The sequence below is a fragment of the Streptomyces sp. NPDC017202 genome (assembly GCF_044331705.1).
Classification (GTDB): Bacteria; Actinomycetota; Actinomycetes; order Streptomycetales; family Streptomycetaceae; genus Streptomyces.
In genome coordinates, this window is the sequence record NZ_JBIRNP010000006.1 from 231,521 (window position 1) to 257,925 (window position 26,405).

A 26,405-nucleotide genomic window follows, 5' to 3' on the forward strand; every position below is an offset into this window, starting at 1 on the left:
CCCGCCGGACGCGCCCGCCCGCCGCGCCCGCCCGCTCCGGCCCACACGACGGGCCCCGGCCCCCTCCGCGGGGGACCGGGGCCCGTCGCACGAGCTCCGCGGGTCAGCGCACGAACACTCCTGCCTGGCTCGCCAGGTCCAGGAAGTACTGCGGTGCCACGCCGAGCACCAGGGTGACCGCCACGCCCACCCCGATCGTCGTCATCGTCAGGGGTGACGGCACGGCGACGGTGGGGCCCTCGGGCCGCGGCTCGCTGAAGAACATCAGGACGATGACGCGGATGTAGAAGAACGCGGCGATCGCCGACGAGATCACACCGACCACGACGAGCGGCGCCGCACCGCCCTCCGCCGCCGCCTTGAACACGGCGAACTTACCCGCGAACCCGGAGGTCAGCGGGATGCCGGCGAAGGCCAGCAGGAACACCGCGAACACGGCCGCCACCAGCGGCGACCGGCGGCCCAGCCCGGCCCACTTGGACAGGTGCGTCGCCTCGCCGCCGGCGTCCCGCACCAGCGTCACCACGGCGAACGCGCCGATCGTCACGAACGAGTACGCGCCCAGGTAGAACAGGACGGACGAGACGCCGTCCGGCGTGGTCGCGATGACACCCGCGAGGATGAACCCGGCGTGCGCGATCGACGAGTACGCCAGCAGCCGCTTGATGTCGGTCTGGGTGATGGCGACGATCGCGCCGCCCAGCATGGTGACGACCGCGACGCCCCACATGACCGGCCGCCAGTCCCAGCGCAGGCCAGGCAGCACGACGTAGAGGATCCGCAGCAGCGCGCCGAAGGCGGCCACCTTGGTGGCGGCGGCCATGAAGCCGGTGACCGGGGTCGGCGCGCCCTGGTAGACGTCCGGCGTCCACATGTGGAACGGCACGGCGCCCACCTTGAACAGCAGCCCCATGACGATCATCGCGGCGCCGATGAGCAGCAGCACGTCGTTGCCCATGGTGGCGGCGAGGGCCGGGCTGACGTCGGTGACCGTGCCGTCGACGACCTGCGCGATCGTCGCGTACGACACCGAGCCGGCGTACCCGTACAGCAGGGCGATGCCGAACAGGGTGAACGCGGAGGCGAAGGAGCCGAGCAGGAAGTACTTGACCGCCGCCTCCTGGGACAGCAGCCGCTTGCGGCGGGCCAGCGCGCACAGCAGGTACAGCGGCAGCGAGAAGACTTCCAGGGCGATGAAGAGGGTCAGCAGGTCGTTGGCCGCCGGGAAGACCAGCATGCCCGCGACGGCGAACAGGAGCAGCGGGAAGACCTCGGTGGTGGTGAAGCCCGCCCTGACCGCCGCCTTCTCGCTGTCGCTGCCCGGGACCGAGGCGGCCTGGGCGGCGAAGGAGTCGACGCGGTTGCCGTGCGCCTCGGGGTCGAGCCGCCGTTCGGCGAAGGTGAACAGTCCCACCAGGGCGGACAGCAGGATCGTGCCCTGGAGGAACAGGGCCGGTCCGTCGACCGCGATCGCGCCCATCGCCGCGATGTGGGCCTTGGTGGTGCCGTACCCGTCCGCCGCCAGCGCCACCACCGCGGCGAACGCGGCAATCAACGCGACGACGGACACGAACAGTTGGGCGTGGTAGCGGGATCTGCGCGGCACGAACGCCTCGACCAGGATCCCGACGACGGCCGCGCCCACGACGATCAGGGTGGGCGACAGCTGTGCGTATTCGATCTTCGGCGCGTCGATCTTCGAGATCGGGTCGGCCGCGGTTGTCCACAGACTGTGGACGACTGCTGTGCTCACTTGGCCGCCTCCACCTCGGGCCGGGGGTCCTTCTTGTGTACGTCGGACAGCGTCTGCTTGACCGCCGGGTCGACGATGTCGGTGACGGGCTTCGGGTAGACGCCCAGGAAGATCAGCAGGACGATCAGCGGGGCGACGACCATCAGCTCACGCGCGCGGAGGTCCGGCATCGCGGCGACCTCCGGTCTGACGGGACCGGTCATCGTCCTCTGGTAGAGGACGAGGGTGTAGAGCGCGGCGAGGACGATGCCGAACGTGGCGACGATGCCGATCGCCGGATAGCGCGAGAACGTCCCCACCAGGACCAGGAACTCGCTCACGAACGGAGCCAGTCCCGGCAGCGACAGGGTCGCGAGGCCGCCGATCAGGAAGGTGCCGGCGAGCACGGGGGCGACCTTCTGCACACCGCCGTAGTCGGCGATGAGCCGCGAGCCGCGCCGCGAGATGAGGAAGCCGGCGACCAGCATCAGGGCGGCCGTCGAGATGCCGTGGTTGACCATGTAGAGCGTCGCGCCGGACTGGCCCTGGCTGGTCATGGCGAAGATGCCCAGGACGATGAAGCCGAAGTGCGAGATCGACGCGTACGCCACCAGCCGCTTGATGTCCCGCTGCCCGACGGCGAGCAGCGCGCCGTAGATGATGCTGATCACGGCGAGGACGAGGATCACGGGCGTGGCCCACTTGCTGGCCTCCGGGAAGAGCTGGAGGCAGAAGCGCAGCATCGCGAAGGTGCCGACCTTGTCGACGACCGCCGTGATGAGGACGGCGACCGGGGTGGTGGCCTCCCCCATGGCGTTGGGCAGCCAGGTGTGGAGCGGCCACAGGGGTGCCTTCACGGCGAAGGCGAAGAAGAAGCCGAGGAACAGCCAGCGTTCGGTGTTCGTCGCCATGTCGAGCGAGCCGCTCGCCCGGGCCTCGGCGATCTCCGTCAGCGAGAAGTTCCCGGCGACCACGTACAGCCCGATCACCGCGGCCAGCATGATCAGTCCGCCGGCCAGGTTGTAGAGCAGGAACTTCACGGCCGCGTACGACCGTTGGGTGGACGCCGTCTCCTCGCCGTGCTCGTGGGCCCGGTCCCCGAAGCCGCCGATGAGGAAGTACATCGGGATCAGCATGGCTTCGAAGAAGATGTAGAACAGGAAGACGTCGGTGGCCTCGAAGGAGATGATCACCATCGCCTCGACGGCGAGGATCAGGGCGAAGAAGCCCTGCGTCGGCCGCCACCGCTTGCTGCCCGTCTCCAGCGGGTCGGCGTCGTGCCAGCCCGCGAGGACGATGAACGGGATCAGCAGCGCCGTCAGCGCGATGAGCGCCACCGCGATGCCGTCCACGCCGAGTTCGTACCGGACGCCGAACTCGGCGATCCAGGCGTGGGACTCGGTGAGCTGGTAGCGGTCGCCGTCCGGGTCGAAGCGGACCAGGACGACGATCGCGAGGACGAGCGTGGCGAGGGAGAACAGCAGGGCCAGCGTCTTGGCGGCGTTGCGCCGCGCGGCCGGGACGGCGGCCGTGGCGACCGCCCCGATCGCGGGGAGCGCCGCCGTCGCTGTCAGCAGAGGAAAGGACATCGGTATCAGACCGCCCTCATCAGCAGGGTCGCGGCGACGAGGACCGCCGCACCGCCGAACATCGAGACCGCGTACGACCGCGCGAAGCCGTTCTGGAGCTTGCGCATGCGCCCGGAGAGGCCGCCGACCGAGGCCGCCGTGCCGTTGACGACGCCGTCGACCAGGGTGTGGTCGACGTAGACCAGGGACCGGGTGAGGTGCTCGCCGCCGCGGACCAGGACGACGTGGTTGAAGTCGTCCTGGTAGAGGTCGCGGCGGGCGGCCCGGGTGAGCAGCGACCCGCGCGGGGCGAGGACCGGGACGGGGCGGCGGCCGTACTGGGCGTAGGCGATCGCCACGCCGATCACGAGCACCACCATGGTGGCGAGGGTGACCGTCAGGGCGCTGACCGGGGAGTCGCCGTGGCTGTGGCCCGTGACGGGCTCCAGCCAGTGCAGGAAGCGGTCGCCGATGCTGAAGAAGGCGCCGGCGAAGACCGAGCCGAAGGCCAGCACGATCATGGGGATCGTCATGGACTTCGGGGACTCGTGCGGGTGCGGCTCCTCCGTCGCGGCGGCGTGACCGGACGCGGCCCCGCCGCCGTGTGCGGCGGCGGGCTCGGCACTGGGCGCCTCGGGTGAGCGGGTGGGCCGGTTCTTCCAGCGCTCCTCGCCGAAGAACGTCAGCAGCATCACGCGCGTCATGTAGTACGCCGTGATGGCCGCGCCCAGCAGCGCGCAGCCGCCGAGGATCCAGCCCTCGGTGCCGCCCTTGGCGAAGGCGGCCTCGATGATCTTGTCCTTGGAGAAGAAGCCGGACAGACCCGGGAAGCCGATGATGGCGAGGTAGCCGAGGCCGAACGTGATGAAGGTGACCGGCATGTACCTGCGCAGGCCGCCGTACTTGCGCATGTCGACCTCGTCGTTCATGCCGTGCATGACCGAACCGGCGCCGAGGAACAGGCCAGCCTTGAAGAAGCCGTGCGTCACGAGGTGCATGATCGCGAAGACGTATCCGATGGGGCCGAGGCCGGCCGCCAGCACCATGTAGCCGATCTGCGACATGGTCGAGCCGGCCAGGGCCTTCTTGATGTCGTCCTTCGCGCAACCGACGATCGCACCGAACAGGAGCGTGACGGCGCCGACGACGGTCACGACGAGCTGGGCGTCGGGCGCCAGGTTGAAGATCGCCGCGGAGCGGACGATCAGGTAGACGCCGGCGGTCACCATCGTGGCCGCGTGGATGAGGGCCGAGACGGGCGTCGGGCCCTCCATGGCGTCCCCGAGCCAGGACTGCAACGGCACCTGGGCGGACTTGCCGCAGGCCGCGAGCAGCAGCATCAGGGCGATCGCGGTGAGCGTGCCCTCGCTCGCCCCGCCGGCGAGTCCGGGCTCCTCGGGCGTGCCGAGCAGGGGGCCGAAGGCGAAGGTGCCGAAGGTGGTGAACATCAGCATGATGGCGATCGACAGGCCCACGTCACCGACGCGGTTGACCAGGAAGGCCTTCTTCGCCGCGGTGGCGGCGCTGGGCTTGTGCTGCCAGAAGCCGATCAGCAGGTAGGAGGCGAGGCCGACGCCCTCCCAGCCGACGTACAGCAGCAGGTAGTTGTCGGCGAGGACCAGCAGGAGCATCGCCGCCAGGAACAGGTTCAGGTAGCCGAAGAAGCGGCGGCGGCGCTCGTCGTGCTCCATGTACCCGATCGAGTACAGGTGGATCAGCGAGCCGACGCCCGTGATCAGCAGGACGAACGTCATCGACAGCTGGTCGACGCGGAAGGCGGCGTCCGCCTGGAAGCCCTCGACCGGGATCCAGCTGAACAGGTGTTGCGTGAGCGTCCGGTCCTCGGCGTCCCTGCCGAGCAGGTCGGCGAAGAGGACGAGGCCGATCAGGAAGGAGACGGCCGCCAGCAGTGTGCCGAGCCAGTGGCCGACGGCGTCGAGCCGCCGGCCGCCGACCAGGAGGACGGCCGCTCCGAGCAGGGGCGCCGCGATCAGCAGCGCAATCAGGTTCTCCACGATTCTTCCGACCCCTTACAGCTTCATCAGGCTGGCGTCGTCGACCGAGGCCGAGTGGCGGGAACGGAACAGCGACACGATGATCGCGAGTCCCACCACGACCTCCGCCGCGGCGACGACCATCGTGAAGAACGCGATGATCTGGCCGTCGAGGTTGCCGTGCATGCGGGAGAAGGCGACGAACGCGAGGTTGCAGGCGTTGAGCATCAGCTCGATGCACATGAACACGACGATCGCGTTGCGCCTGATCAGGACGCCCGTCGCGCCGATCGTGAACAACAGGGCGGCGAGATAGAGGTAGTTGACGGGGTTCACTTCGACGCCTCCTCGGCCCGCTTGAAGGTCGGCGGCTCGATCGGGGTGCGTTCCAGGCGCTCCGCGGCGCGCCGCTCGATCGCCTTGAGGTCGTTGAGCGCCTCGGCGGACACGTCCCGGACCTGGCCGCGCTCCCGCAGCGTCTTGCTGACGGTGAGGTCGGAGGGGGTGCCGTCGGGCAGCAGGCCGGCGATGTCCACGGCGTTGTGCCGCGCGTACACACCGGGCGCGGGCAGCGGCGGCAGGTGGACGCCCTCGCGGACGCGCTGTTCGGACAGCTCGCGCTGGGTCTTCGCCCGCTCGGTGCGCTCGCGGTGGGTGAGCACCATGGCGCCGACGGCGGCCGTGATGAGCAGGGCGCCGGTGATCTCGAAGGCGAAGACGTACTTGGTGAAGATGAGGGCCGCGAGGCCCTCCACGTTGCCGCCCGCGTTGGCCTCCGTGAGGCCGCCGAACTCCGTCAGGGAGGCGTTGCCGATGCCGGCGACCAGCAGGACGCCGAAGCCGAGGCCGCAGACCAGGGCCAGCCAGCGCTGGCCCTTGATGGTCTCCTTCAGGGAGTCCGCGGCGGTGACGCCGACGAGCATCACCACGAACAGGAACAGCATCATGATCGCGCCGGTGTAGACGACGATCTGCACGACGCCCAGGAAGTAGGCGCCGTTGGCGAGGTAGAACACCGCCAGGACGATCATGGTTCCGGCGAGGCAGAGCGCGCTGTGCACGGCCCTCCTCATGAAGACGGTGCACAGGGCGCCGATCACCGCGACGGTGCCCAGCACCCAGAACTGGACCGCCTCGCCGGTGGAGGTGGAGTAGGCGGCGAGCTGAGCGCTCATCGGCCGATCACCTCCCCGGAGGCGGGCTCGTTCTCGCCGGACGTGGCGGCGGCCTCCTGCGGGACCTCGCCCTTGGAGAGCGCGACCTGCCGCTCGGTGCCGGGCGCGGCCTCCGTCACCAGGCCCCGGTAGTAGTCCTGTTCGTCCATGCCGGGGTAGATGGCGTGCGGGCTGTCGACCATGCCCTCGTCCAGGCCGGCCAGCAGCTGCTCCTTGGTGTAGATCAGGTTGGCGCGGCTGCTGTCGGCCAGTTCGAACTCGTTGGTCATCGTCAGCGCGCGGGTGGGGCACGCCTCGATGCACAGGCCGCACAGGATGCAGCGGGCGTAGTTGATCTGGTAGACGCGCCCGTACCGCTCACCCGGGGAGTAGCGCTCCTCCTCGGTGTTGTCGGCGCCCTCGACGTAGATGGCGTCGGCGGGGCAGGCCCAGGCGCACAGTTCGCAGCCGACGCACTTCTCCAGACCGTCCGGATGGCGGTTGAGCTGGTGCCGTCCGTGGAACCGGGGAGCGGTGGTCTTCTCCTGCTCGGGGTACTGCTCGGTGAGCCGCTTCTTGAACATGGCCTTGAAGGTCACGCCGAAACCGGCTACCGGGTTCTGGAAACCGGGCTTCGACCGCCCGGCCTCCTGGGGCTCCTCAGCCATCGGACGCCTCCTTTCCCTCCAGAGATCCGTCACTCTGAGTATCGGACCCACCACTGACAATCAGCTCCCGCTCCCGGCGCGGGCGGCGCCTGGGCACCGGCGGCAGCTCCTGTCCCGGCAGCGGCGGTACGGGGAACCCGCCCGCCATCGGGTCGAAGGCGGCGGGCTCGGCCGGGGCCGGCTCCTCCTTGCCGCCGCCGCGGAACATGTCCGCGACGAAGGAGAGCAGCAGCAGGACCAGGACGCCGCCGCCGACGTAGAGGGCGATGTCGGCGAAGTCGTAGTTCTCGTTGCGCAGGGTCCGCACGGTCGCGACGAGCATCAGCCAGACCACCGAGACCGGGATGAGGACCTTCCAGCCGAGCTTCATGAGCTGGTCGTAGCGGACCCGGGGCAGCGTGCCGCGCAGCCAGATGAAGAAGAACAGCAGCAGCTGCACCTTGACGACGAACCAGAGCATCGGCCACCAGCCGTGGTTCGCGCCCTCCCAGAAGGTGCTGACCGGCCAGGGGGCCCGCCAGCCGCCGAGGAAGAGCGTGGTCGCCACGGCCGAGACCGTCACCATGTTCACGTACTCGGCGAGCATGAACATCGCGAACTTGATCGACGAGTACTCGGTGTTGAAGCCGCCGACCAGGTCGCCCTCGGACTCCGGCATGTCGAACGGGGCGCGGTTCGTCTCGCCGACCATCGTGACGATGTAGAGGACGAAGGAGACCGGCAGCAGGAGGATGTACCAGCGGTCCTGCTGCTGCTCGACGATGGTCGACGTCGACATCGACCCGGAGTAGAGGAACACCGAGGCGAACGCGGCGCCCATCGCGATCTCGTACGAGATCATCTGCGCGCAGGAGCGCAGGCCGCCCAGGAGCGGGTAGGTGGATCCGGAGCTCCACCCCGCGAGGACGATGCCGTAGATGCCGACCGAGGCGACCGCGAGGATGTAGAGCATCGCGATCGGCAGGTCGGTGAGCTGCATCGTGGTGCGCTGTCCGAAGATCGAGATCTCGTTGCCGGCCGGGCCGAAGGGGATCACCGCGATCGCCATGAAGGCCGGGATGGCCGCGACGACCGGCGCGAGGACGTACACCACCTTGTCGGCGCGCTTGACGATCAGGTCTTCCTTGAGCATCAGCTTGATGCCGTCGGCGAGCGACTGGAGCATGCCCCAGGGGCCGTGCCGGTTGGGGCCGATGCGCAGCTGCATCCAGGCGACGACCTTGCGTTCCCAGACGATGGAGAACAGCACGGTCAGCATCAGGAAGGCGAAGCAGAACACCGCCTTGATCACGACCAGCCACCAGGGGTCGCGGCCGAACATCGAGAGGTCTTCAGCGGCGAGGTACGGGCTCATGCCTCCACCTCCTTGGGGGCCTCGGCGGCGAGCGTCGCCGGGCCGATGCGGACGAGGGAGCCGGGCCGGGCCCCGGTGTCGGAGGCGACGCCCCCGCCCGTGGAGTTCAGCGGGAGCCACACCACCCGGTCGGGCATCTCGGTGATCCGCAGGGGCAGTTCCACCGTCCCCGCGGTGCCGGTCACGGCGAGCGTGTCGCCGTCCTTGACGCCGGCTTCGGCGGCCGTGGCGGCGGACACGCGCGCGTGGGCGGCGTGCCGGGTGCCGGCGAGCGCCTCGTCGCCCTGCTGGAGCAGGCCCTGGTCGAGCAGCAGGCGGTGCCCGGCGAGCACGGCCTCACCGGCGGCGGGCCGCGGCAGGACGCCGGCGGTGTCCAGCGGCGCGGCGGCCCGCGGCCCGTCCCAGGCGCCGAGCCGGTTCAGCTCCGCGCGCGTGGTGCGCAGGTCCGGCAGGCCCAGGTGGACGTCCATGGCGTCGGCGAGCATCTGCAGTGCGCGCGCGTCGCTCGGTGCCGGACGGCGCGTCATCTGTTCGGGCTTGAGCGCGGCCTCGAAGGAGCGCACCCGGCCCTCCCAGTTGAGGAAGGCCCCCGCCTTCTCGGCGACCGCGGCGACGGGCAGGACGACGTCGGCACGGTCGGTGACCTCGCCGGGGCGCAGCTCCAGCGACACCACGAAGCCGGCCTCGGCGAGCGCCTCACGCGCGCGCGGCGGGTCGGGCAGGTCGGCCACCTCCACCCCGGCGACGAGCAGCGCCTGCAGCTCGCCGCGCGCGGCGGCCTCGATGATCTGCCCGGTGTCCCGGCCGTAGCGCGGCGGGAGTTCGGCGACGCCCCAGGCGGCGGCGACCTCCTCGCGCGCGCGCGGGTCGGTGGCCGGGCGCCCGCCCGGCAGCAGCGACGGGAGCGCGCCCGCCTCGACGGCGCCCCGCTCCCCCGCCCGGCGCGGGATCCACACCAGGTCCGCCCCGGTCGCGGTGGCCGCCCGTACGACGGCGGTGAGGCCGCCCGCGACGGCGGCGAGCCGCTCGCCGACGACGATCACCGCGCCGCCGGCGCGCAGCGCCTCGGCGGCCCGGCTCCCCGGCTCGTCCTCCAGGCCGACGCCGCTGGTCAGCGCGTCCAGCCACTCGGTCTCGGTGCCCGGAGCGGCCGGCAGCAGTGTGCCGCCGGCCTTCTCCAGGCCGCGGGTGGCGTGCGTGGCCAGCGAGAACACCTTCTGCCCGTGCTTGCGCCAGGCCTTGCGCAGCCGCAGGAAGACGCCGGGTGCCTCCTCCTCGGACTCGAAGCCGACGAGCAGGACGGTGGGCGCCTTCTCCAGCGTCGTGTACGTGATGCCGCTGCCGTCGAGGTCACGACCGCGGCCCGCCACCCTGGACGCCAGGAAGTCGGCCTCCTCGCCGCTGTGCACACGCGCGCGGAAGTCGATGTCGTTGGTGTCGAGCGCCACGCGCGCGAACTTGCTGTACGCGTAGGCGTCCTCGACGGTCAGGCGGCCGCCGGTCAGGACGCCGGTCCGGCCGCGCGAGGCGAGCAGCCCCTGGGCCGCGATCTGCAGCGCCTCCGGCCAGGACGCCGGTACGAGGTCGCCCTCGGCGTTGCGCACGAGCGGGGTGTCGAGCCGGTCGCGCTGCTGGGCGTACCGGAACCCGAAGCGCCCCTTGTCGCAGATCCACTCCTCGTTGACCTCGGGGTCGTCGGCGGCGAGCCGTCGCATGACCTTGCCGCGCCGGTGGTCCGTGCGCGTCGCGCAGCCGCCCGAGCAGTGCTCGCAGACGGACGGCGTGGAGATCAGGTCGAAGGGCCGCGACCGGAACCGGTAGGCCGCCGAGGTGAGCGCGCCCACCGGGCAGATCTGGATGGTGTTGCCGGAGAAGTACGACTCGAAGGGGTCGCCCTCGCCGGTACCGACCTGCTGGAGCGCGCCCCGCTCGATCAGTTCGATCATCGGGTCGCCCGCGACCTGGTTGGAGAACCGGGTGCAGCGGGCGCACAGCACGCAGCGCTCGCGGTCGAGCAGCACCTGCGGGGAGATCGGGACGGGCTTCTCGTAGGTCCGCTTGCGGCCCTCGAAGCGGGACTCGGCGTTGCCGTGCGACATGGCCTGGTTCTGCAGCGGGCACTCGCCGCCCTTGTCGCAGACCGGGCAGTCCAGCGGGTGGTTGATGAGGAGCAGCTCCATCACCCCGTGCTGCGCCTTCTCGGCCACCGGGGAGGTGAGCTGGGTCTTCACCACCATGCCGTCCGTGCACGTGATCGTGCAGGACGCCATCGGCTTGCGCTGGCCCTCGACCTCGACGATGCACTGGCGGCAGGCGCCGGCCGGGTCGAGGAGCGGGTGGTCGCAGAAGCGCGGGATCTCGATGCCGAGCTGTTCGGCGGCCCGGATGACCAGGGTGCCCTTGGGCACGCTGATCTCCACGCCGTCGATGGTCAGCGTCACGAGGTCCTCCGGCGGGGGAGCCGCCTCTCCGCCCCCGGAGGGAGCGCTGGTGGTCACCGTCATGCGTTCACCTCCGTGCGGTCGGCCCAGGCCGTCGACCTGGCCGGGTCGAAGGGGCAGCCGCGGCCCGTGATGTGCTGCTCGTACTCCTCGCGGAAGTACTTCAGCGAGGAGAAGATCGGCGAGGCGGCACCGTCGCCGAGGGCACAGAAGGACTTGCCGTTGATGTTGTCGGCGATGTCGTTGAGCTTGTCGAGGTCGGACATGGCGCCCTTGCCGGCCTCGATGTCCCGCATCAGCTGGACCAGCCAGTAGGTGCCCTCCCGGCAGGGTGTGCACTTGCCGCAGGACTCGTGGGCGTAGAACTCGGTCCAGCGGGTCACGGCCCGCACCACGCAGGTCGTCTCGTCGAAGCACTGGAGCGCCTTCGTGCCGAGCATGGAACCCGCGGCGCCCACTCCTTCGTAGTCGAGGGGGACGTCGAGGTGCTCGTCGGTGAACATCGGGGTGGAGGAGCCGCCCGGCGTCCAGAACTTGAGGCGGTGGCCCGGTCGCATGCCGCCGCTCATCTCGAGGAGCTGACGCAGGGTGATGCCGAGGGGTGCCTCGTACTGGCCGGGGCTGGCGACGTGGCCGCTGAGCGAGTAGAGCGTGAAGCCCGGGGACTTCTCGCTGCCCATCGACCGGAACCATTCCTTGCCGTTCTGCAGGATGGCGGGAACCGACGCGATCGACTCGACGTTGTTCACCACGGTCGGGCACGCGTAGAGGCCCGCGACGGCAGGGAAGGGGGGACGCAGCCTGGGTTGGCCGCGGCGGCCTTCGAGCGAGTCCAGCAGCGCGGTCTCCTCACCGCAGATGTACGCGCCGGCGCCGGCGTGCACGGTGAGTTCGAGGTCGAGTCCGCTGCCCAGGATGTTCTCGCCGAGGTAGCCCGCCGCGTAGGCCTCGCGCACGGCCTCGTGCAACCGCCGCAGGACGGGGACGACCTCACCGCGCAGATAGATGAAGGCGTGCGACGACCTGATGGCGTAGCACGCGATCACGATGCCCTCGATGAGGCTGTGCGGGTTCGCGAAGAGGAGCGGGATGTCCTTGCAGGTTCCCGGCTCCGATTCGTCGGCGTTGACCACCAGGTAGTGCGGTTTCCCGTCCCCCTGGGGAATGAACTGCCATTTCATTCCCGTGGGGAATCCCGCGCCGCCGCGGCCGCGCAGACCGGATTCCTTGACGTACGCGATCAGGTCGTCCGGCGACATGGCGAGCGCCTTGCGGAGCCCCTCGTACCCCTCGTGCCTTCGGTACACGTCCAGCGTCCAGGACCTGTCCTCGTCCCAGAAGGCCGACAGCACGGGTGCCAGCAGCTTCTCGGGGCCGGTGTCTTTGAGTTCGGGTGCCAAGGTCATCACTCCCCCTCCTCGGCGGTGGGCCCTGCCGGGTGGGCGGGGTCGGAGGCCGACGTGTCCTGCGGCGCGTCGTGCGAACTGAGGTGTCGCGTCGGTGACGGGTCGTGCACGGCCCGGTCCTGCGGCGCGTCGTGCGGTCCGCCGTCGCGCGGATGGACCACGCGCGCCGGTGCGGCCTCGCCCTTCGCCAGGCGAAGGCCCACCAGCGACGCCGGTCCCGCGCTGCCGCTCGCGTCGACGGCGCCCTCGCGCTCGTCGGGGAATCCCGCCAGGATCCGGGCGGTCTCCTTGAAGGTGCACAGCGGCGCCCCGCGCGTGGGCGAGACGGTACGGCCGTCCCGCAGGTCGTCCACCAGTCGCTTCGCGCTCTGCACGGTCTGGTTGTCGAAGAACTCCCAGTTGACCATCACGACCGGCGCGTAGTCGCAGGCCGCGTTGCACTCGATGTGCTCCAGGGTGACCTTGCCGTCGTCGGTGGTCTCGCCGTTGCCGACGCCGAGGTGGTCCTGGAGCGCCTCGAAGATGGCGTCCCCGCCCATCACCGCGCAGAGGGTGTTGGTGCACACGCCCACCTGGTAGTCGCCGCTCGGCCGGCGCCGGTACATGGTGTAGAAGGTCGCGACCGCGGTGACCTCGGCGGTGGTCAGGCCCAGGACGTCCGCGCAGAACCGCATCCCGGTGCGCGTGACGTGGCCCTCCTCCGACTGCACGAGGTGCAGCAACGGCAGGAGCGCGGAGCGGGAGTCGGGGTAGCGGGCGATGATCTCGCGCGCGTCGGCCTCCAGCCGGGCCCGGACGTCGTCCGGGTAGGCGGGCGCGGGCAACTCGGGCATGCCCAGGCTGACGCCCCGCTCCGAAGAAGAGGTGGTCACCGGTCGACGCCTCCCATCACGGGGTCGATGGACGCCACGGCGACGATCACGTCGGCGACCTGGCCGCCCTCGCACATCGCCGCCATGGCCTGGAGATTGGTGAAGGACGGGTCGCGGAAGTGGACCCGGTAGGGGCGGGTGCCGCCGTCGGACACGGCGTGCACACCGAGTTCGCCCTTGGGGGACTCGACGGCCGCGTACGCCTGTCCCGGCGGGACCCGGAAGCCCTCGGTGACCAGCTTGAAGTGGTGGATCAGGGCCTCCATGGAGGTGCCCATGATCTTCTTGATGTGGTCGAGGGAGTTGCCGAGGCCGTCCGGGCCCAGGGCGAGCTGGGCGGGCCAGGCGATCTTCTTGTCGGGGACCATGACCGGGCCGGGCTGGAGCCGGTCCAGGCACTGCTCGACGATCCTGAGCGACTGGCGCATCTCCTCCAGGCGGATCAGGAAGCGGCCGTAGGCGTCGCAGGAGTCGGCGGTCGGGACGTCGAAGTCGTACGTCTCGTAGTCGCAGTAGGGCTGGCTCTTGCGCAGGTCGTGCGGCAGGCCGGTGGCGCGCAGGATCGGGCCGGTGGCGCCGAGGGCCGTGCAGCCGGCCAGGTCGAGGTAGCCGATGTCCTGCATGCGGGCCTTGAAGATGGGGTTCCCGGTGGCGAGCTTGTCGTACTCCGGGAGGTTCTTCTTCATCTTCTTCACGAACTCGCGGATCTGGTCCACCGCGCCGGGCGGCAGGTCCTGGGCGAGTCCGCCGGGGCGGATGTACGCGTGGTTCATCCGCAGGCCGGTGATGAGTTCGTAGATGTCGAGAATGAGTTCACGATCGCGGAATCCGTAGATCATGATCGTGGTGGCGCCGAGCTCCATGCCGCCGGTGGCGATGCACACCAGGTGGGAGGACATCCGGTTCAGCTCCATCAGGAGCACCCGGATGATCGTGGCCCGGTCGGTGATCTGGTCCTCGATGCCGAGGAGCTTCTCGACGGCGAGGCAGTAGGCGGTCTCGTTGAAGAAGGACGTCAGGTAGTCCATGCGCGTCACGAAGGTGGTGCCCTGGGTCCACGTACGGAACTCGAGGTTCTTCTCGATGCCGGTGTGCAGGTAGCCGATGCCGCAGCGGGCCTCGGTGACCGTCTCGCCGTCGATCTCCAGGATCAGGCGGAGCACCCCGTGGGTGGAGGGGTGCTGGGGCCCCATGTTGACGACGATGCGTTCGTCGTCGGCGCGGGCCGCGGACCGGACGACCTCGTCCCAGTCGCCACCGGTGACCGTGTAGACGGTGCCCTCGGTGGTCTCGCGTGCCGAAGCCATCGAGGAGGTGGTCCCGGAGGGACTCGTCGAGGGGTGGTGGCCGGGCGACGGGTTGGGAGTGCTCACGAGTAGGACCTCCGCTGGTCCGGAGCCGGGATCTGGGCGCCCTTGTACTCGACGGGGATGCCGCCGAGGGGGTAGTCCTTGCGCTGGGGGTGGCCCTGCCAGTCGTCCGGCATCATGATCCGCGTCAGGGCCGGGTGACCGTCGAAGACGATCCCGAAGAAGTCGTAGGTCTCGCGCTCGTGCCAGTCGTTGGTCGGATAGACGGAGACCAGGGACGGGATGTGCCGGTCGGAGTCCGGGACGCTCACCTCGAGGCGGATCAGCCTGTTGTGGGTGATCGAGCGCAGGTGGTAGACGGCGTGCAGCTCACGGCCCTTGTCGTTCGGGTAGTGGACGCCGCTGACCCCCGTGCAGAGTTCGAAGCGCAGGGCCGGGTCGTCGCGCAGGGTGCGGGCGACCCGGACGAGGTGTTCGCGTTCGATGTGGAAGGTGAGTTCGGCGCGGTCGACGACCGTCTTGTCGATGGCGTTCTCGGGGAGGAGGCCCTGCTCCTCCAGCGCGCCCTCGAGTTCGTCGGCGACCTCGTCGAACCAGCCGCCGTAGGGGCGGGCGGTCGCACCGGGCAGGCGCACCGAGCGGACCAGGCCGCCGTAACCGGAGGTGTCGCCGCCGTCGTCGGCGCCGAACATGCCGTGCTGGACGCGGATCTCCTCGCCGCCCTGGCCGCGCTGGCCGGGGAGGTTGGAGGCGGAGAGGTCCTTCTCGGGGTTGGGTTCCCCGCCCCCTGCGCCGGTGCTGTTGGCGTCGCTCACCGCAGCAGCCCCTTCATCTCGATCATGGGCAGGGCCTTGAGCGCCGCTTCCTCCGCCTCGCGGGCCGCTTCCTCGGCGTTCACGCCCAGCTTGGAGTTCTGGATCTTGTGGTGGAGCTTGAGGATCGCGTCCATCAGCATCTCGGGGCGCGGCGGGCAGCCGGGGAGGTAGATGTCGACGGGAACGATGTGGTCGACGCCCTGGACGATGGCGTAGTTGTTGAACATGCCGCCCGAGGAGGCGCACACCCCCATGGAGATCACCCACTTCGGGTTCGGCATCTGGTCGTAGACCTGCCGCAGCACCGGCGCCATCTTCTGGCTGACCCGGCCGGCCACGATCATCAGGTCCGCCTGGCGGGGCGACCCGCGGAAGACCTCCATGCCGAAGCGCGCCAGGTCGTAGCGGCCCGCGCCGGTGGTCATCATCTCGATGGCGCAGCAGGCGAGGCCGAACGTGGCGGGGAAGACGGACGCCTTGCGCACCCAGCCCGCGGCCTGTTCGACGGTGGTCAGCAGGAAACCGCTCGGCAGCTTTTCTTCGAGTCCCATGGCTTAAAGGCCCCTCAGTCCCATTCCAGGCCGCCGCGCCGCCACACGTAGGCGTAGGCGACGAAGACGGTGAGCACGAAGAGCAGCATCTCCACGAGCCCGAAAACCCCCAGGGCGTCGAAGGTGACGGCCCAGGGGTAGAGGAAGACGATCTCGATGTCGAAGACGATGAAGAGCATCGCCGTCAGGTAGTACTTGATGGGGAAGCGCCCGCCGCCGGCCGGCGTGGGGGTCGGCTCGATACCGCACTCGTAGGCCTCGAGCTTGGCGCGGTTGTACCGCTTCGGCCCGATCAGCGTGGCCATGACCACGGAGAAGATCGCAAAGCCTGCCCCGAGGGCTCCCAGTACGAGGATGGGCGCATACGCGTTCACCGCTCCTCGCTCCTCTCAGTCGGCACTGACTGCTGGCGATGTCGGGGCTCGCATCCGCCTCACCGGCCCCACGAACCCCACCGTCACCGACGAAGATCGCGAACATGTGAAGCAGGTCACAAGCCCAACTGCCTCGCATCCTATGCCTGCGGATCTGTGATCTGCGACACGGGGTATTGCACAAGCTTTGTGATCTCCACCACCTGACGAAGGATCATGAAGTCATATCAGCGGTGATCTTCGTACGCGAAGCGTCAGAGTGATCACAAGAAGTGACATTTACTCTCGTCGCCGCAGGTCACGAGGGTCGTCTCTATATCAAGAGGGTTCCGCTGCATGCAAATTGGCGTTGGACGGGTCGCCTTGGTAGTGGACCCGTTCACACATCAGAGGGAGCCGAGGGGGCCGATGTGGACGCGTGCACGCGTTCACGAGCGGAACCGGTCGCACCGCTCGCGTCGGACGCGGGCCTTCCGTTAATCGTTCCGTGACCTCCGCCACACTCGTGAGGCGTGATCAGGAACCGGGCTTGGCCAACGATCTCCACCAGTGGTAGGCGCGGGGCAATCCGGACGTAACGACGAAAGGCCATGATCACAGGCTTGAGCACCTGCGTCCGCAATGTCCGTTACGGCGTCAATAAAGGGTGCTGCGGCAGGTGTTCGGGGTCCCCGTTGAACAAATGTGGCGCAGCACACGTTTCTTGAAGGTATGGAGGAGCCCCTGATACCGCTTGTACCCATGTCCCACACCGCTCACATACGCAGCCACCGGAAACCCCGCCGCAGCGCGTCGACGATCGCGATGCGGGCCGGAGTCGCCAGTGGTGTACTCGGCTCGCTGGCCGTGGCCACCGCGGCCGGATCGGCCAACGCCGCCGAGCCGGTGACACAGACGCTCGAACTGCCCGTGCTGACGGGCGACGTGGCCGCACAGATCGCGCAGTCCGCGAACGCCACGCAGCAGGCCGCCGCGAACTACCAGCTCGAGGCGGAGCGCGACGCGGCAGCCGCGGCGGCCGCGAAGGAGGCCGCGAAGGACCTCGCCGCCGCCAAGAAGGCCGAGGCGAAGAAGAAGGCCGAGGAGGCGCGCAAGGCGGCCGCCGAGGCCGCCGTGTCCCGTTCCTCGGAGCGGACCACCCTCGCCACCTCGACGACCGTCTCCGCTCCGGCCAGCGGCAGCGTGGCGACGGTCATCTCCTTCCTCAGGGCCCAGGTGGGCGACGCGTACGTCATGGGCGCCACCGGCCCCAACGCCTGGGACTGTTCGAGCCTGGTGCAGGCCGCGTTCCGTCAGGTCGGCGTGGACCTCCCGCGGGTCTCGCAGGACCAGTCGATGGCCGGCACGGACGTGTCGCTGTCCGATCTGCAGGTCGGCGACATCCTGTACTGGGGCGGGAAGGGTTCCGCGTACCACGTGGGCGTCTACATCGGGGACGGCCAGTACCTCGACGCGGCCAACCCCTCCAAGGGTGTGGTGATCCAGGACCTCTCCGGTTACCCGGCGTCGGGCGCGGTGCGGGTGCTCTGAGACGCACGGGTCCGGGCACACGGATCCACCGGCAGGGCCGCAGCCGCTCGGGGGCTGCGGCCCTTCGGGCTTTCCGGGGGCGCGAGGACGCGCCCCCGTGCGTCCGGTCAGGCCTTGGGGGCCACCTTGCTCAGGCCGTTGATGATGCGGTCCATCGCGTCGCCGCCGGTGGGGTCGGTGAGGTTGGCGAGCATCTTGAGCGTGAACTTCATCAGCAGCGGGTGCGTCAGGCCGCGCTGGGTCGCGATCTTCATGACCTTCGGGTTGCCGATGAGCTTCACGAAGGCGCGGCCCAGCGTGTAGTAGCCGCCGTAGGTGTCCTTGAGGACGCGGGGGTAGCGCTGGAGGGCGAGTTCGCGTCCCGCGGGGGTGGAGCGGGCGTGGGCCTGGACGATGACGTCGGCGGCGAGCTGGCCGGACTCCATGGCGTAGGCGATGCCCTCGCCGTTGAAGGGGTTCACCAGGCCGCCGGCGTCACCGACGAGCAGCAGTCCGCGCGTGTAGTGCGGCTGGCGGTTGAAGGCCATCGGCAGCGCGGCCCCGCGGATGGGGCCGGTCATGTTCTCCGGCGTGTAGCCCCAGTCCTCCGGCATGGAGGCGCACCAGGCCTTCAGGACCTCGCGCCAGTCCAGTTCCTTGAAGGAGTCGGAGGTGTTGAGGACGCCCAGGCCCACGTTGGAGGTGCCGTCGCCCATGCCGAAGATCCAGCCGTAGCCCGGCAGCAGGCGGTCCTCGCCCGGTCCGCGCCGGTCCCAGAGTTCGAGCCAGGACTCGAGGTAGTCGTCCTCGTGGCGGGGGCTGGTGAAGTAGGTGCGCACCGCGACGCCCATGGGGCGGTCCTCGCGGCGGTGCAGGCCCATCGCCAGGGAGAGGCGGGTGGAGTTGCCGTCGGCGGCGACGACGAGCGGGGCGCGGAAGGTGACCTCGCGCTTCTCCTCGCCGAGCTTGGCGTGCACGCCGGTGATCCGGCCGGTGCGCTCGTCGACGACGGGGGCGCCGACGTTGCAGCGCTCGTAGAGCCGGGCGCCCGCCTTCTGGGCCTGGCGGGCGAGCTGCTCGTCGAAGTCGTCGCGCTTGCGGACGAGGCCGTAGTCCGGGAAGGAGGCGAGATCCGGCCAGTCCAGCTGGAGGCGGACGCCGCCGCCGATGATGCGCAGTCCCTTGTTGCGCAGCCAGCCGGCCTCCTCGGAGACGTCGATCCCCATGGCGACGAGCTGCTTGACGGCGCGCGGGGTGAGGCCGTCGCCGCAGACCTTCTCGCGCGGGAACTCGGTCTTCTCCAGCAGGAGCACGTCGAGGCCGGCCTTGGCGAGGTGGTACGCGGTCGTGGAGCCGGCCGGCCCCGCGCCGACCACGATCACATCGGCGGTGTTTTCGGAGAGGGGCTCGGTCACGGCGGGTTCTCCCCAAGGTTCGGAATCGCGTGCCGACCGGCACTGGACATGGGCAGTCTATTCAGGAGAATCGATCAACCTGCTGAAGGGCTGCCCCGTGAACCGAGTTCCGCCCGTAGTACGGCTGCGCGTCCCCACGGACGAGGACGCGGTGGCGTGGCACCGGGTCTTCGACCACCCGGAGGTCATGGAGTTCCACGGCGGCCGTTCCGCGGGGCTCTCGGTCTACGAGGAGCTCACCGCCCGCCAGCGCCGGCACGACGCCGAGCGCGGGTTCTGCCTGTGGACGATGCTCGACGGGTCGGGGCGGGTCATCGGCTTCACCGGCGCCCAGCCCTGGGAGCGGGAGTGGGGCCCGACCGGCGCGATCGAGATCGGCTGGCGGCTCGGCCGCGAGCACTGGGGCCGGGGGTACGCCACGGCGGCGGCGCGGACGACGCTGGAACGGGTGCGGGACGCGGGGGTGCCGGAGGTGGTCGCCATGGTCCTCGCCGACAACGCCCGGTCCGTCGCCGTGATCCGGCGGCTCGGCATGCGGCTCGCCGACGTGTTCACCGTCCCCGGGACGGAGCGGGAGGCGCACTGCTACCGGCTGGACCTGTAGCGGAGCACTCAACTCCCCTTATGTGACCGTGAGTAGCGAATCGTCACGGAAAGGCACCGAAAGCTTCCGGAAGGCCCCTCGCGCGGCTACTCTTCCCGTACCGCAGGGGGTGACATCTGTGCTCGTACCGCCCAAAACACCCGAGGTGCGCGTCCCGAGGCTCGTCGGACTGATGGCCGTGGACGCGCGCGAAGCGGCCGCCGCACGAGGAGTGCTGCTGGCCGCGCCCGACCGGCCCGACTTCCACCGGGCCGTCGTCGACCACGTCGTGCGGCAGTACCCGCCGCCCGGTGCCGAGGTGCCGCGCGGGGCGGTCGTCACCGTGTGGTTGGACTTCGCGGAGGGGGAGGGCGGCGGCGGCGCGGGCGTCCGCGAACCGCGGCTGCCGGCGCCGGGCGGGGGCGGGACGCGGCGCGAACTGGCCCCGCCGCGGGATTCCTTCGCACCGGTCACGGGCTGAGGGCCTGTCCGGCGGCCGCCGGGCCGGCAGGTCCGCCGGTCAGTCCTCCTTGAAGCCCCGGTGCAGGGTGACCACCCCGCCGGTGAGGTTGCGCCAGGCGACCTTCGACCAGCCGGCCTCGCGCAGGTGCTCGGCGAGGGCGGGCTGGTCGGGCCAGGCGCGGATGGACTCGGCGAGGTAGACGTACGCGTCGGGGTTCGAGGACACCGCGCGGGCGACCGGGGGCAGGGCGCGCATCAGGTACTCGGTGTAGACCTGGCGGAAGGGTGCCCAGGTCGGGTGCGAGAACTCGCAGATCACGACCCGTCCGCCGGGCCGCGTCACCCGGTGCATCTCCCGCAGGGCCGCGTCGAAGTCCTGCACGTTGCGCAGCCCGAAGGAGATGGTGACGGCGTCGAAGGTGTCGTCCTTGAACGGCAGCTTCGTCGCGTCGCCCGCGGTGAGCGGCAGCCAGGGGTGCTTCTGCTTGCCCACCTGGAGCATGCCGAGGGAGAAGTCGCAGGGGACGACGTAGGCGCCGGTCCTGGCGAAGGGCAGTGAGGAGGTGGCCGTGCCCGCCGCCAGGTCGAGGATCTTCTGCGCGGGGCGGGCGTCGACGGCGCGCGCGACCTCCTTGCGCCATCTGCGGTCCTGACCGAGCGAGAGGACGTCGTTGGTGAGGTCGTACCGTTCCGCCACGCGGTCGAACATCGAGGCGACTTCGTGGGGCTGCTTGTTCAGGGAAGCACGGGTCACCCGCCCATTGTGGCAGCAGGGGTCCGGCCCTCATGGCAGCAGCCTCGGCTTCTTCCGGGCGGCCACGTCCTCGACCCAGCCGCACAGCAGCACGAACACCACGATCAGCAGCCAGCCGACGGCGAACAGGAACCACTGGCTCTCCAGCGGCAGGTGCGCCTCGAAGGCGGGCACGTCCCAGAACCGGTCGATCAGCGGGACCGCCAGCACCAGGGCGATCTCGTGCCAGAGGTAGATCGTCACCGCGCGCGCGTTGAAGACGGAGACCAGCCGGTTCAGGCGCCTCAGCCGGGTGAGCCCGGCGAAGTCGATCCGGAAGTACGCCTTCGCCCACATCAGCAGCATCACGAAGCCGGCCGACCAGAAGGCCTGCGCGAGGGGGTTCTCGTCCAGGTCGTAGGTGCCGTACTCGGCCCGGTGCGCGAAGGCGTACCAGCCGCCGTACGCCATGGCGGCGAGGGAGAGGACGACCACCGGGGCCGGCTTCACGCGCTGGAGCACGCCGTCGCGGTGGGCGAAGCCGAGCATCCAGCAGAAGAGGTACGTCGACAGGTCCCACAGGGCGGTGCCGACGCGGTTGTCCGGGCCGGCCCAGGCGAAGTTCAGGACCAGGACCGGGGCGAGGGACGCGACCAGGACGGGGACCGGGGCGAGGCGGAACAGGCGGAGCAGGAGCGGGGAGAGCAGCACGAACCACAGGTAGGTGCGCAGGTACCAGAGGATCTCCCAGGCCTGCTCACCCCACGCGTTGCCCGGCGGATCGCCCAGCGGCACGATCCAGTAGACGATCTGCCAGCCCGGCATCCAGCCGTGGACGAGCATCGCCACGACCACGAAGGCGCCCCAGAACCAGAAGGGCGGCAGGAGTCTGCGCAGGCGGCCGCGCACCACCTGGGGCGCCGGGCGTTCCAGGGACTTCGCCATCAGGGTGCCGGCCAGGCCGAACATGACGCCCATGGAGGGGAAGACCAGGCCCGCCCAGGCCCAGCCGAAGGTGTGGTACGCCACGACCCGGACGAGGGCGAGGGCCCGGAGGCTGTCGAAGTAGCGGTCCCGGCCGGGCGCCCGCGGCGCCGCCGGCGGCGGCCCCGCATCCGACCGCCCCGCATCCGGCGGCCCCACCGGCGGCGACCCCACCGCGGGCAGGGGAGCCGTGTCCGTGACGGGACCGGTACCAGGACCGGGCCCGGACCCGAGGCCGGAATCGAAGCCGGAACCGGGACCGGTACCGGAGCCAGAACCGGGACCGAATCCGATTCCGGAGCCAGAGCCGGGCGGAGTGCTCGTGGCGGCGGTCCGTCGGGCCGGGCCGCGGACCGGGCCCCTGCTGTGCGCGCCCACTCAGCTCACCCCGGCCGGGGTCCCGACCTCGCCGGTCCTCTTGAGCTTCTGCCAGCGCAGCCGGCCGCCGGTGAGGGCGGTGATGCAGGAGTGGATGAGGACGAGGTACATCATCTGGCGGTAGGCGAGCTGCTGGAGCGGCATCATCAGCAGGTAGCGGTACTTCTCGCGGTCGAGGCGGAAGGCGTACGCGGCGCAGACGAGCTGCACGCCGAGGACCGCGAGCCAGGCCAGCAGGGCCGCCCGGAAGTCGATGAAGATCATCGAGTAGGCGGTGAACACGTCGATCAGCGGCGCGAAGACCGGCGTGACGATCTGGAAGAGGACGACCAGCGGCATGCCGACGCGTCCGAAGCGCCCCGAGGGGCCCTTGTCCGTGAGGGACTTGCGGTGCTTCCAGAGGGCCTGCATGGTGCCGTAGGACCAGCGGTAGCGCTGGGACCACAGTTGCTTGAGGGAGCCGGGGGCCTCGGTCCAGGCGCGGGCGTGCTCCTGGTAGACGACGTTCCAGCCGGCGCGGTGCATGGCGATGGTGATGTCGGTGTCCTCGGCGAGGGTGTCCTCGCTCATCCCGCCGACCTCCAGGACGGCGTCCCTGCGGAAGGCGCCGATCGCGCCGGGGATGGTCGGCATGCAGCGCAGCAGGTCGTACATGCGGCGGTCGAGGTTGAAGCCCATGACGTACTCGATGTGCTGCCAGGCGCCGATGACCGTGTCGCGGTTGCCGACCTTGGCGTTGCCGGCGACCGCGCCGACCTTCGGGTCGGCGAACGGCTGGACCAGCTGGCGCACGGTGTCGGGCTCGAAGACGGTGTCGCCGTCCATCATCACGACGATGTCGCAACTGGCGTTGCGGACACCGTTGTTGAGGGCGGCCGGCTTACCCGCGTTCTCCTGGCGGATGACGCGGACGTTCGTCATGCCCAGGGCCTCGGCCGCCTCGCGGGAGATCTCCGACGTGCCGTCCGTCGATCCGTCGTCCACGACGATGATCTCGATCGGATGGGTGCTGCGCGCCAGCGATTCCAGGGTGTTGGCGATGCACTCCTTCTCGTTGTACGCCGGGACGATCACGCTGACCGGCCGGGTGACGGTGGGTCCCCAGCTGAAGCGGCGTCTGTTGCGCTTGCGGTGGTGGCGGCGGGCGAGGATCAGCATCATCCCGAAGCGGCCCATGACGGCCACGCCCACGACGGCCAGTCCGACGGAGAGCGTCGGCACCGTCCACTCGGCGACGGCGACCGCCGCGACGAGCGCCTTGCCCTCGTACAGGGGCACGCCGGTGGCCTCACGGTGGGCGGCCTGGAGCCCGCCCACGGCCCCGCCGGCCGCACCCGCCGCACCCGCTCCGACCGCGGCCTCGTCCGTGGCACCGGCACCGGCACCCGTACCGGCACCGGCACCGGCCGTCTGCTGCTGCCCGGAGGACTCGCGGGCCGCCGCGCGCTCCTCCTGCATCGCGCCGCTGATGGTGGTGAAGGTGTAGCCGGCCGCCTTCATCTTCTCGATGTACACCGGCAGCGCGGCGATGGTCTGGGAGCGCTCGCCGCCCGCGTCGTGGAAGAGGACCGAGGCCCCCTTGCCGTCCTCCGGCGTGGCCCACTTGATGATGTTGGAGACGCCCGGCCTCTTCCAGTCGTCGCTGTCGGTGTCGACGAAGACGCTGGTGTAGCCGTCCTCGCCGAGCCGCTGGTAGACGGGCCAGCTGTAGTTGTCGATGGCGTCCGTCTCCGAGGAGTACGGCGCGCGGAACAGCGTGGTGGTGATGCCCGCCGCGCCCGCGAGCGCCAGCTGGGTCTGCTCCATCTCGCGGTCGACGCGGGCGTCGCTCTGGTAGGAGAGGTCGACGTGGGTGAAGGTGTGGATGCCCACCTCGTTGCCCTGGTCGACCATGTCCTTCACGATGCCCGGGTAGCGCGAGACCATCGACCCGACCAGGAAGAAGGTGCCGGGCACGTCGTACTTCTCGAGGATCTCCAGGACCTGGGGGGTCCAGGTGGGGTTGGGGCCGTCGTCGAAGGTGAGCGCGATCGTCTTGTCCGGCACCGAGACGGTGGTGGCCTGGCCGCCGCGGAAGGTGAGGATCGGACCGCCGTCGAGGATGTCGTCGGGCACCTTGCTCGCGCCGGCCCCGGTGCGGACCCGCTGGTCGCCGCCGACCTCGGCGCGCAGATAGCCGTCGAGCAGCATCACGCTGGTGAGCGCGAGCAGCAGCAGCCCCGCCAGGATGACGCGGGGTTTCTGGAGGGCCGCGGCCTTGCCCGCCGCCCGTTCGATGCGGGAGGGGGCGCGGCGCCGGCCGCGGGAGGGAGTCGTCGTCATGGGGTGGCTGCGTTCCGGTCAGTTGGCGGCCGCGGAGGCGGGGGCGGACGGGGAGGGGGAGGCGGCGCCGGTGGGCGGGGTGCCGCCCGGCAGGCCGATCTGGTTGCCGAGGCCGCCGTCCGGGCGCATCCCGCCGGGGCCCTGGCCCTCCTGGGCGTTGCCGCCGAACGGCAGCAGCGAGGACGGGTTGAGCGAGGTGCCCCAGCCCATGAAGGCGGCGCCGAGGACGGCCGCGTAGACGAGGCAGCCGACGCCCATGAGGAGGCCGATCCGGCGCAGCAGCCTGGACCGGCGTCCGGAGTTGTCAACGAACACGGGGCCCTCGGCTGCGGAGTCGTCGTCGCGTTTGCGACGGCGACCGCGAGCGGTGGCACGGCTTTCGACGGCAGGCTCGGAATGCATTCCCCGGATATTAGGGAGCCTTTATGTGCCCCGAACTCCGGTCTTCTTGTGAGACAGCCATGAGGAACGGCCGAACCTGTCTCTTCCCTGAGAGAAAGAGCGAATGCCCGCGCGGCCGACCCACGAGGGGGCCGGGCCGATCGCCCTTTTTGGGCGTAAAAACATCACGTTTCGACCGCGTTTGTCCATGAAGCGGCTGTGTGTTCACTGTCCCGGTGCGGGCCGCCCGAATGTGAGACATTTCGAGTTCGGGAACGGTCTTTGTTTCCGCCCTGAGACAGAAATCACGAGAGCGGGTGCATGCGCAATGAGGAGTTTCCTGAGGCCGGCGGCCGGGCTCACCTGCCTGTTCGCCTTGGCCATGGCGGGATGCTCCGCGGGGTCCGACGGCACGTCGGACGCGGCACCCGCGACACCGCGACAGAGCGCCGGCGCCGGTCCCAGCGCCGGTACCGGTACCGGTTCCGGGGCCGCGTCCGGCACGTCGTACGCCCCCTACGTCAATGCCGCGGAGGCCTCCGCCGACGACGCCGCGGGATCCCCCGCGACGTACAACCTGGCCTTCGTCATCTCCGACGGCAGTGACTGCACCCCGGAGTGGAACGGCGCCCACGCGGTCGACGACGCGACCGTGGCCGCACGCGTCTCCGCGCTCACCGCGACGGGCGCCTCGGTGCGGGTCTCCTTCGGCGGCGCGTCCGGCAAAGAACTGGCGGCCACCTGCGACAGCGTGGCGGAGCTGACCGAGGCCTACGGCGCGGCGCTCGACGCGGCCGGTTCCACCCAGGCCGACTTCGACATCGAGGGCGAGGAGCTGACCGACGCCGACTCGGTCGCCCTGCGCTCCCGGGCGATAGCCGCGCTCCAGGAGGAACGCCCGGACCTGGAGGTCTCGTTCACCCTCCCGGTGATGCCGTCGGGCCTGGACTCCGACGGCCTCGCGCTGCTGACCTCGGCGAACAAGTACGACGTCCAGGTGTCCGCCGTCAACCTGATGACGATGAACTACGGGGAGTCGTACGCCGGGGACATGGGCGGGTACGCCATCACCTCGGCCACCGCCGCGCACGCCCAGCTCGAGGAGGTCTTCGGCACGGGGGACGCCGACGCCTGGAAGGGCATGGCGCTCACCTCGATGATCGGCGTCAACGACGTCGCGGGCGAGACGTTCACGCTCGCGGACGCCGCGCAGGTGCGGGCGTTCGCCGAGGAGAAGGGCATCTCCTGGGTGTCGATGTGGTCGACGTTCCGGGACCAGCAGTGCGAGGAGGGCACCGCCGCGGACGACGCGCTGACCAACTGCAGCGGGGTGGAGCAGAGTTCGGGGGCGTTCGCGGAGGCCTTCTCCGGGTGACGTGACACCCGTACGGCCGGACCC

23 protein-coding genes are annotated in these 26,405 nt (G+C 70.3%); 4 read left to right on the top strand and 19 right to left on the bottom strand.

Going from position 1 to position 26,405, the window contains the following annotated elements:
* Nucleotides 1-103: 103 nt before the first annotated feature.
* From nuoN to ACH4N1_RS15270, 14 genes are all read right to left on the bottom strand, one after another.
* Nucleotides 104-1,753, bottom strand: coding sequence for an NADH-quinone oxidoreductase subunit NuoN (gene nuoN, locus ACH4N1_RS15205; protein WP_398097366.1), 1,650 nt, complete (start codon nt 1,751-1,753; stop codon nt 104-106).
* On the bottom strand, nt 1,750-3,321 hold the full coding sequence (locus ACH4N1_RS15210; protein WP_398097368.1) for an NADH-quinone oxidoreductase subunit M: 1,572 nt from the start codon (nt 3,319-3,321) through the stop codon (nt 1,750-1,752). The genes nuoN and ACH4N1_RS15210 overlap by 4 nt, the downstream gene beginning before the upstream one ends.
* 5 nt (nt 3,322-3,326) lie before the next feature.
* The gene (gene nuoL, locus ACH4N1_RS15215) at nt 3,327-5,315 is read right to left on the bottom strand and encodes an NADH-quinone oxidoreductase subunit L (protein ID WP_398097369.1); all 1,989 of its coding nucleotides are present in this window, start codon (nt 5,313-5,315) and stop codon (nt 3,327-3,329) included.
* A gap of 15 nt (nt 5,316-5,330) precedes the next feature.
* On the bottom strand, nt 5,331-5,630 hold the full coding sequence (gene nuoK / locus ACH4N1_RS15220; RefSeq protein WP_003974374.1) for an NADH-quinone oxidoreductase subunit NuoK: 300 nt from the start codon (nt 5,628-5,630) through the stop codon (nt 5,331-5,333).
* Complete coding sequence (locus tag ACH4N1_RS15225; RefSeq protein WP_398097371.1) at nt 5,627-6,469, bottom strand: NADH-quinone oxidoreductase subunit J; 843 nt, start codon at nt 6,467-6,469, stop codon at nt 5,627-5,629. The genes nuoK and ACH4N1_RS15225 overlap by 4 nt, the downstream gene beginning before the upstream one ends.
* Entirely contained in the window at nt 6,466-7,116 is a 651-nt protein-coding gene (gene nuoI, locus ACH4N1_RS15230; RefSeq protein ID WP_398097372.1) for an NADH-quinone oxidoreductase subunit NuoI, read from the bottom strand. The genes ACH4N1_RS15225 and nuoI overlap by 4 nt, the downstream gene beginning before the upstream one ends.
* Nucleotides 7,109-8,470 carry an NADH-quinone oxidoreductase subunit NuoH gene (gene nuoH, locus ACH4N1_RS15235; RefSeq protein WP_398097373.1) on the bottom strand — a complete coding sequence of 454 codons (1,362 nt, stop codon included), beginning with the start codon at nt 8,468-8,470 and terminating at the stop codon, nt 7,109-7,111. The genes nuoI and nuoH overlap by 8 nt, the downstream gene beginning before the upstream one ends.
* Nucleotides 8,467-10,974, bottom strand: coding sequence for an NADH-quinone oxidoreductase subunit G (locus tag ACH4N1_RS15240; protein ID WP_398097375.1), 2,508 nt, complete (start codon nt 10,972-10,974; stop codon nt 8,467-8,469). The genes nuoH and ACH4N1_RS15240 overlap by 4 nt, the downstream gene beginning before the upstream one ends.
* Nucleotides 10,971-12,317 (bottom strand): NADH-quinone oxidoreductase subunit NuoF, encoded by a 1,347-nt coding sequence (gene nuoF, locus ACH4N1_RS15245; protein ID WP_398097376.1) that lies wholly within the window; start codon nt 12,315-12,317, stop codon nt 10,971-10,973. The genes ACH4N1_RS15240 and nuoF overlap by 4 nt, the downstream gene beginning before the upstream one ends.
* Nucleotides 12,317-13,189 carry an NADH-quinone oxidoreductase subunit NuoE gene (gene nuoE, locus ACH4N1_RS15250; RefSeq protein WP_398097377.1) on the bottom strand — a complete coding sequence of 291 codons (873 nt, stop codon included), beginning with the start codon at nt 13,187-13,189 and terminating at the stop codon, nt 12,317-12,319. Before nuoE ends, nuoF begins: the two co-directional genes overlap by 1 nt.
* Complete coding sequence (locus ACH4N1_RS15255) at nt 13,186-14,496, bottom strand: NADH-quinone oxidoreductase subunit D (protein ID WP_398097546.1); 1,311 nt, start codon at nt 14,494-14,496, stop codon at nt 13,186-13,188. The genes nuoE and ACH4N1_RS15255 overlap by 4 nt, the downstream gene beginning before the upstream one ends.
* Before the next feature lie 62 nt (nt 14,497-14,558).
* Nucleotides 14,559-15,314 carry an NADH-quinone oxidoreductase subunit C gene (locus ACH4N1_RS15260; RefSeq protein WP_398097378.1) on the bottom strand — a complete coding sequence of 252 codons (756 nt, stop codon included), beginning with the start codon at nt 15,312-15,314 and terminating at the stop codon, nt 14,559-14,561.
* Entirely contained in the window at nt 15,311-15,865 is a 555-nt protein-coding gene (locus ACH4N1_RS15265) for an NADH-quinone oxidoreductase subunit B family protein (RefSeq protein ID WP_057602796.1), read from the bottom strand. Before ACH4N1_RS15265 ends, ACH4N1_RS15260 begins: the two co-directional genes overlap by 4 nt.
* Before the next feature lie 14 nt (nt 15,866-15,879).
* Nucleotides 15,880-16,239, bottom strand: coding sequence for an NADH-quinone oxidoreductase subunit A (locus tag ACH4N1_RS15270; protein ID WP_007383963.1), 360 nt, complete (start codon nt 16,237-16,239; stop codon nt 15,880-15,882).
* 711 nt (nt 16,240-16,950) lie between these two features.
* Here ACH4N1_RS15270 and ACH4N1_RS15275 point away from each other — a divergent pair.
* Nucleotides 16,951-17,769 carry a C40 family peptidase gene (locus ACH4N1_RS15275; RefSeq protein WP_398097380.1) on the top strand — a complete coding sequence of 273 codons (819 nt, stop codon included), beginning with the start codon at nt 16,951-16,953 and terminating at the stop codon, nt 17,767-17,769.
* 107 nt (nt 17,770-17,876) lie between these two features.
* Here ACH4N1_RS15275 and ACH4N1_RS15280 read toward each other — a convergent pair whose 3' ends face one another.
* Nucleotides 17,877-19,163 carry a geranylgeranyl reductase family protein gene (locus ACH4N1_RS15280; RefSeq protein WP_366061794.1) on the bottom strand — a complete coding sequence of 429 codons (1,287 nt, stop codon included), beginning with the start codon at nt 19,161-19,163 and terminating at the stop codon, nt 17,877-17,879.
* 97 nt (nt 19,164-19,260) lie between these two features.
* Between ACH4N1_RS15280 and ACH4N1_RS15285 the strand changes: the two genes are divergently transcribed.
* Together ACH4N1_RS15285 and ACH4N1_RS15290 are read left to right on the top strand one after the other, a co-directional pair.
* Complete coding sequence (locus tag ACH4N1_RS15285; protein ID WP_398097381.1) at nt 19,261-19,767, top strand: GNAT family N-acetyltransferase; 507 nt, start codon at nt 19,261-19,263, stop codon at nt 19,765-19,767.
* 145 nt (nt 19,768-19,912) lie between these two features.
* Complete coding sequence (locus ACH4N1_RS15290) at nt 19,913-20,227, top strand: PASTA domain-containing protein (protein ID WP_398097382.1); 315 nt, start codon at nt 19,913-19,915, stop codon at nt 20,225-20,227.
* 39 nt (nt 20,228-20,266) lie between these two features.
* Here ACH4N1_RS15290 and ACH4N1_RS15295 read toward each other — a convergent pair whose 3' ends face one another.
* From ACH4N1_RS15295 to ACH4N1_RS15310, 4 genes are all read right to left on the bottom strand, one after another.
* Complete coding sequence (locus ACH4N1_RS15295) at nt 20,267-20,962, bottom strand: demethylmenaquinone methyltransferase (RefSeq protein ID WP_398097384.1); 696 nt, start codon at nt 20,960-20,962, stop codon at nt 20,267-20,269.
* 30 nt (nt 20,963-20,992) lie between these two features.
* Nucleotides 20,993-22,084, bottom strand: coding sequence for an acyltransferase (locus ACH4N1_RS15300; protein WP_398097547.1), 1,092 nt, complete (start codon nt 22,082-22,084; stop codon nt 20,993-20,995).
* A 219-nt stretch (nt 22,085-22,303) separates the two neighbouring features.
* Nucleotides 22,304-24,625 carry a bifunctional polysaccharide deacetylase/glycosyltransferase family 2 protein gene (locus tag ACH4N1_RS15305; RefSeq protein WP_398097386.1) on the bottom strand — a complete coding sequence of 774 codons (2,322 nt, stop codon included), beginning with the start codon at nt 24,623-24,625 and terminating at the stop codon, nt 22,304-22,306.
* A gap of 18 nt (nt 24,626-24,643) precedes the next feature.
* Nucleotides 24,644-24,940 (bottom strand): hypothetical protein, encoded by a 297-nt coding sequence (locus tag ACH4N1_RS15310; protein ID WP_398097388.1) that lies wholly within the window; start codon nt 24,938-24,940, stop codon nt 24,644-24,646.
* Between the two features lie 394 nt (nt 24,941-25,334).
* On the opposite strand from ACH4N1_RS15310, the gene ACH4N1_RS15315 reads away from it, so the two are divergent.
* A complete protein-coding gene (locus tag ACH4N1_RS15315; protein WP_398097390.1) occupies nt 25,335-26,381 on the top strand; it encodes a chitinase in 1,047 nt (348 codons plus the stop codon).
* Nucleotides 26,382-26,405: the final 24 nt, after the last annotated feature.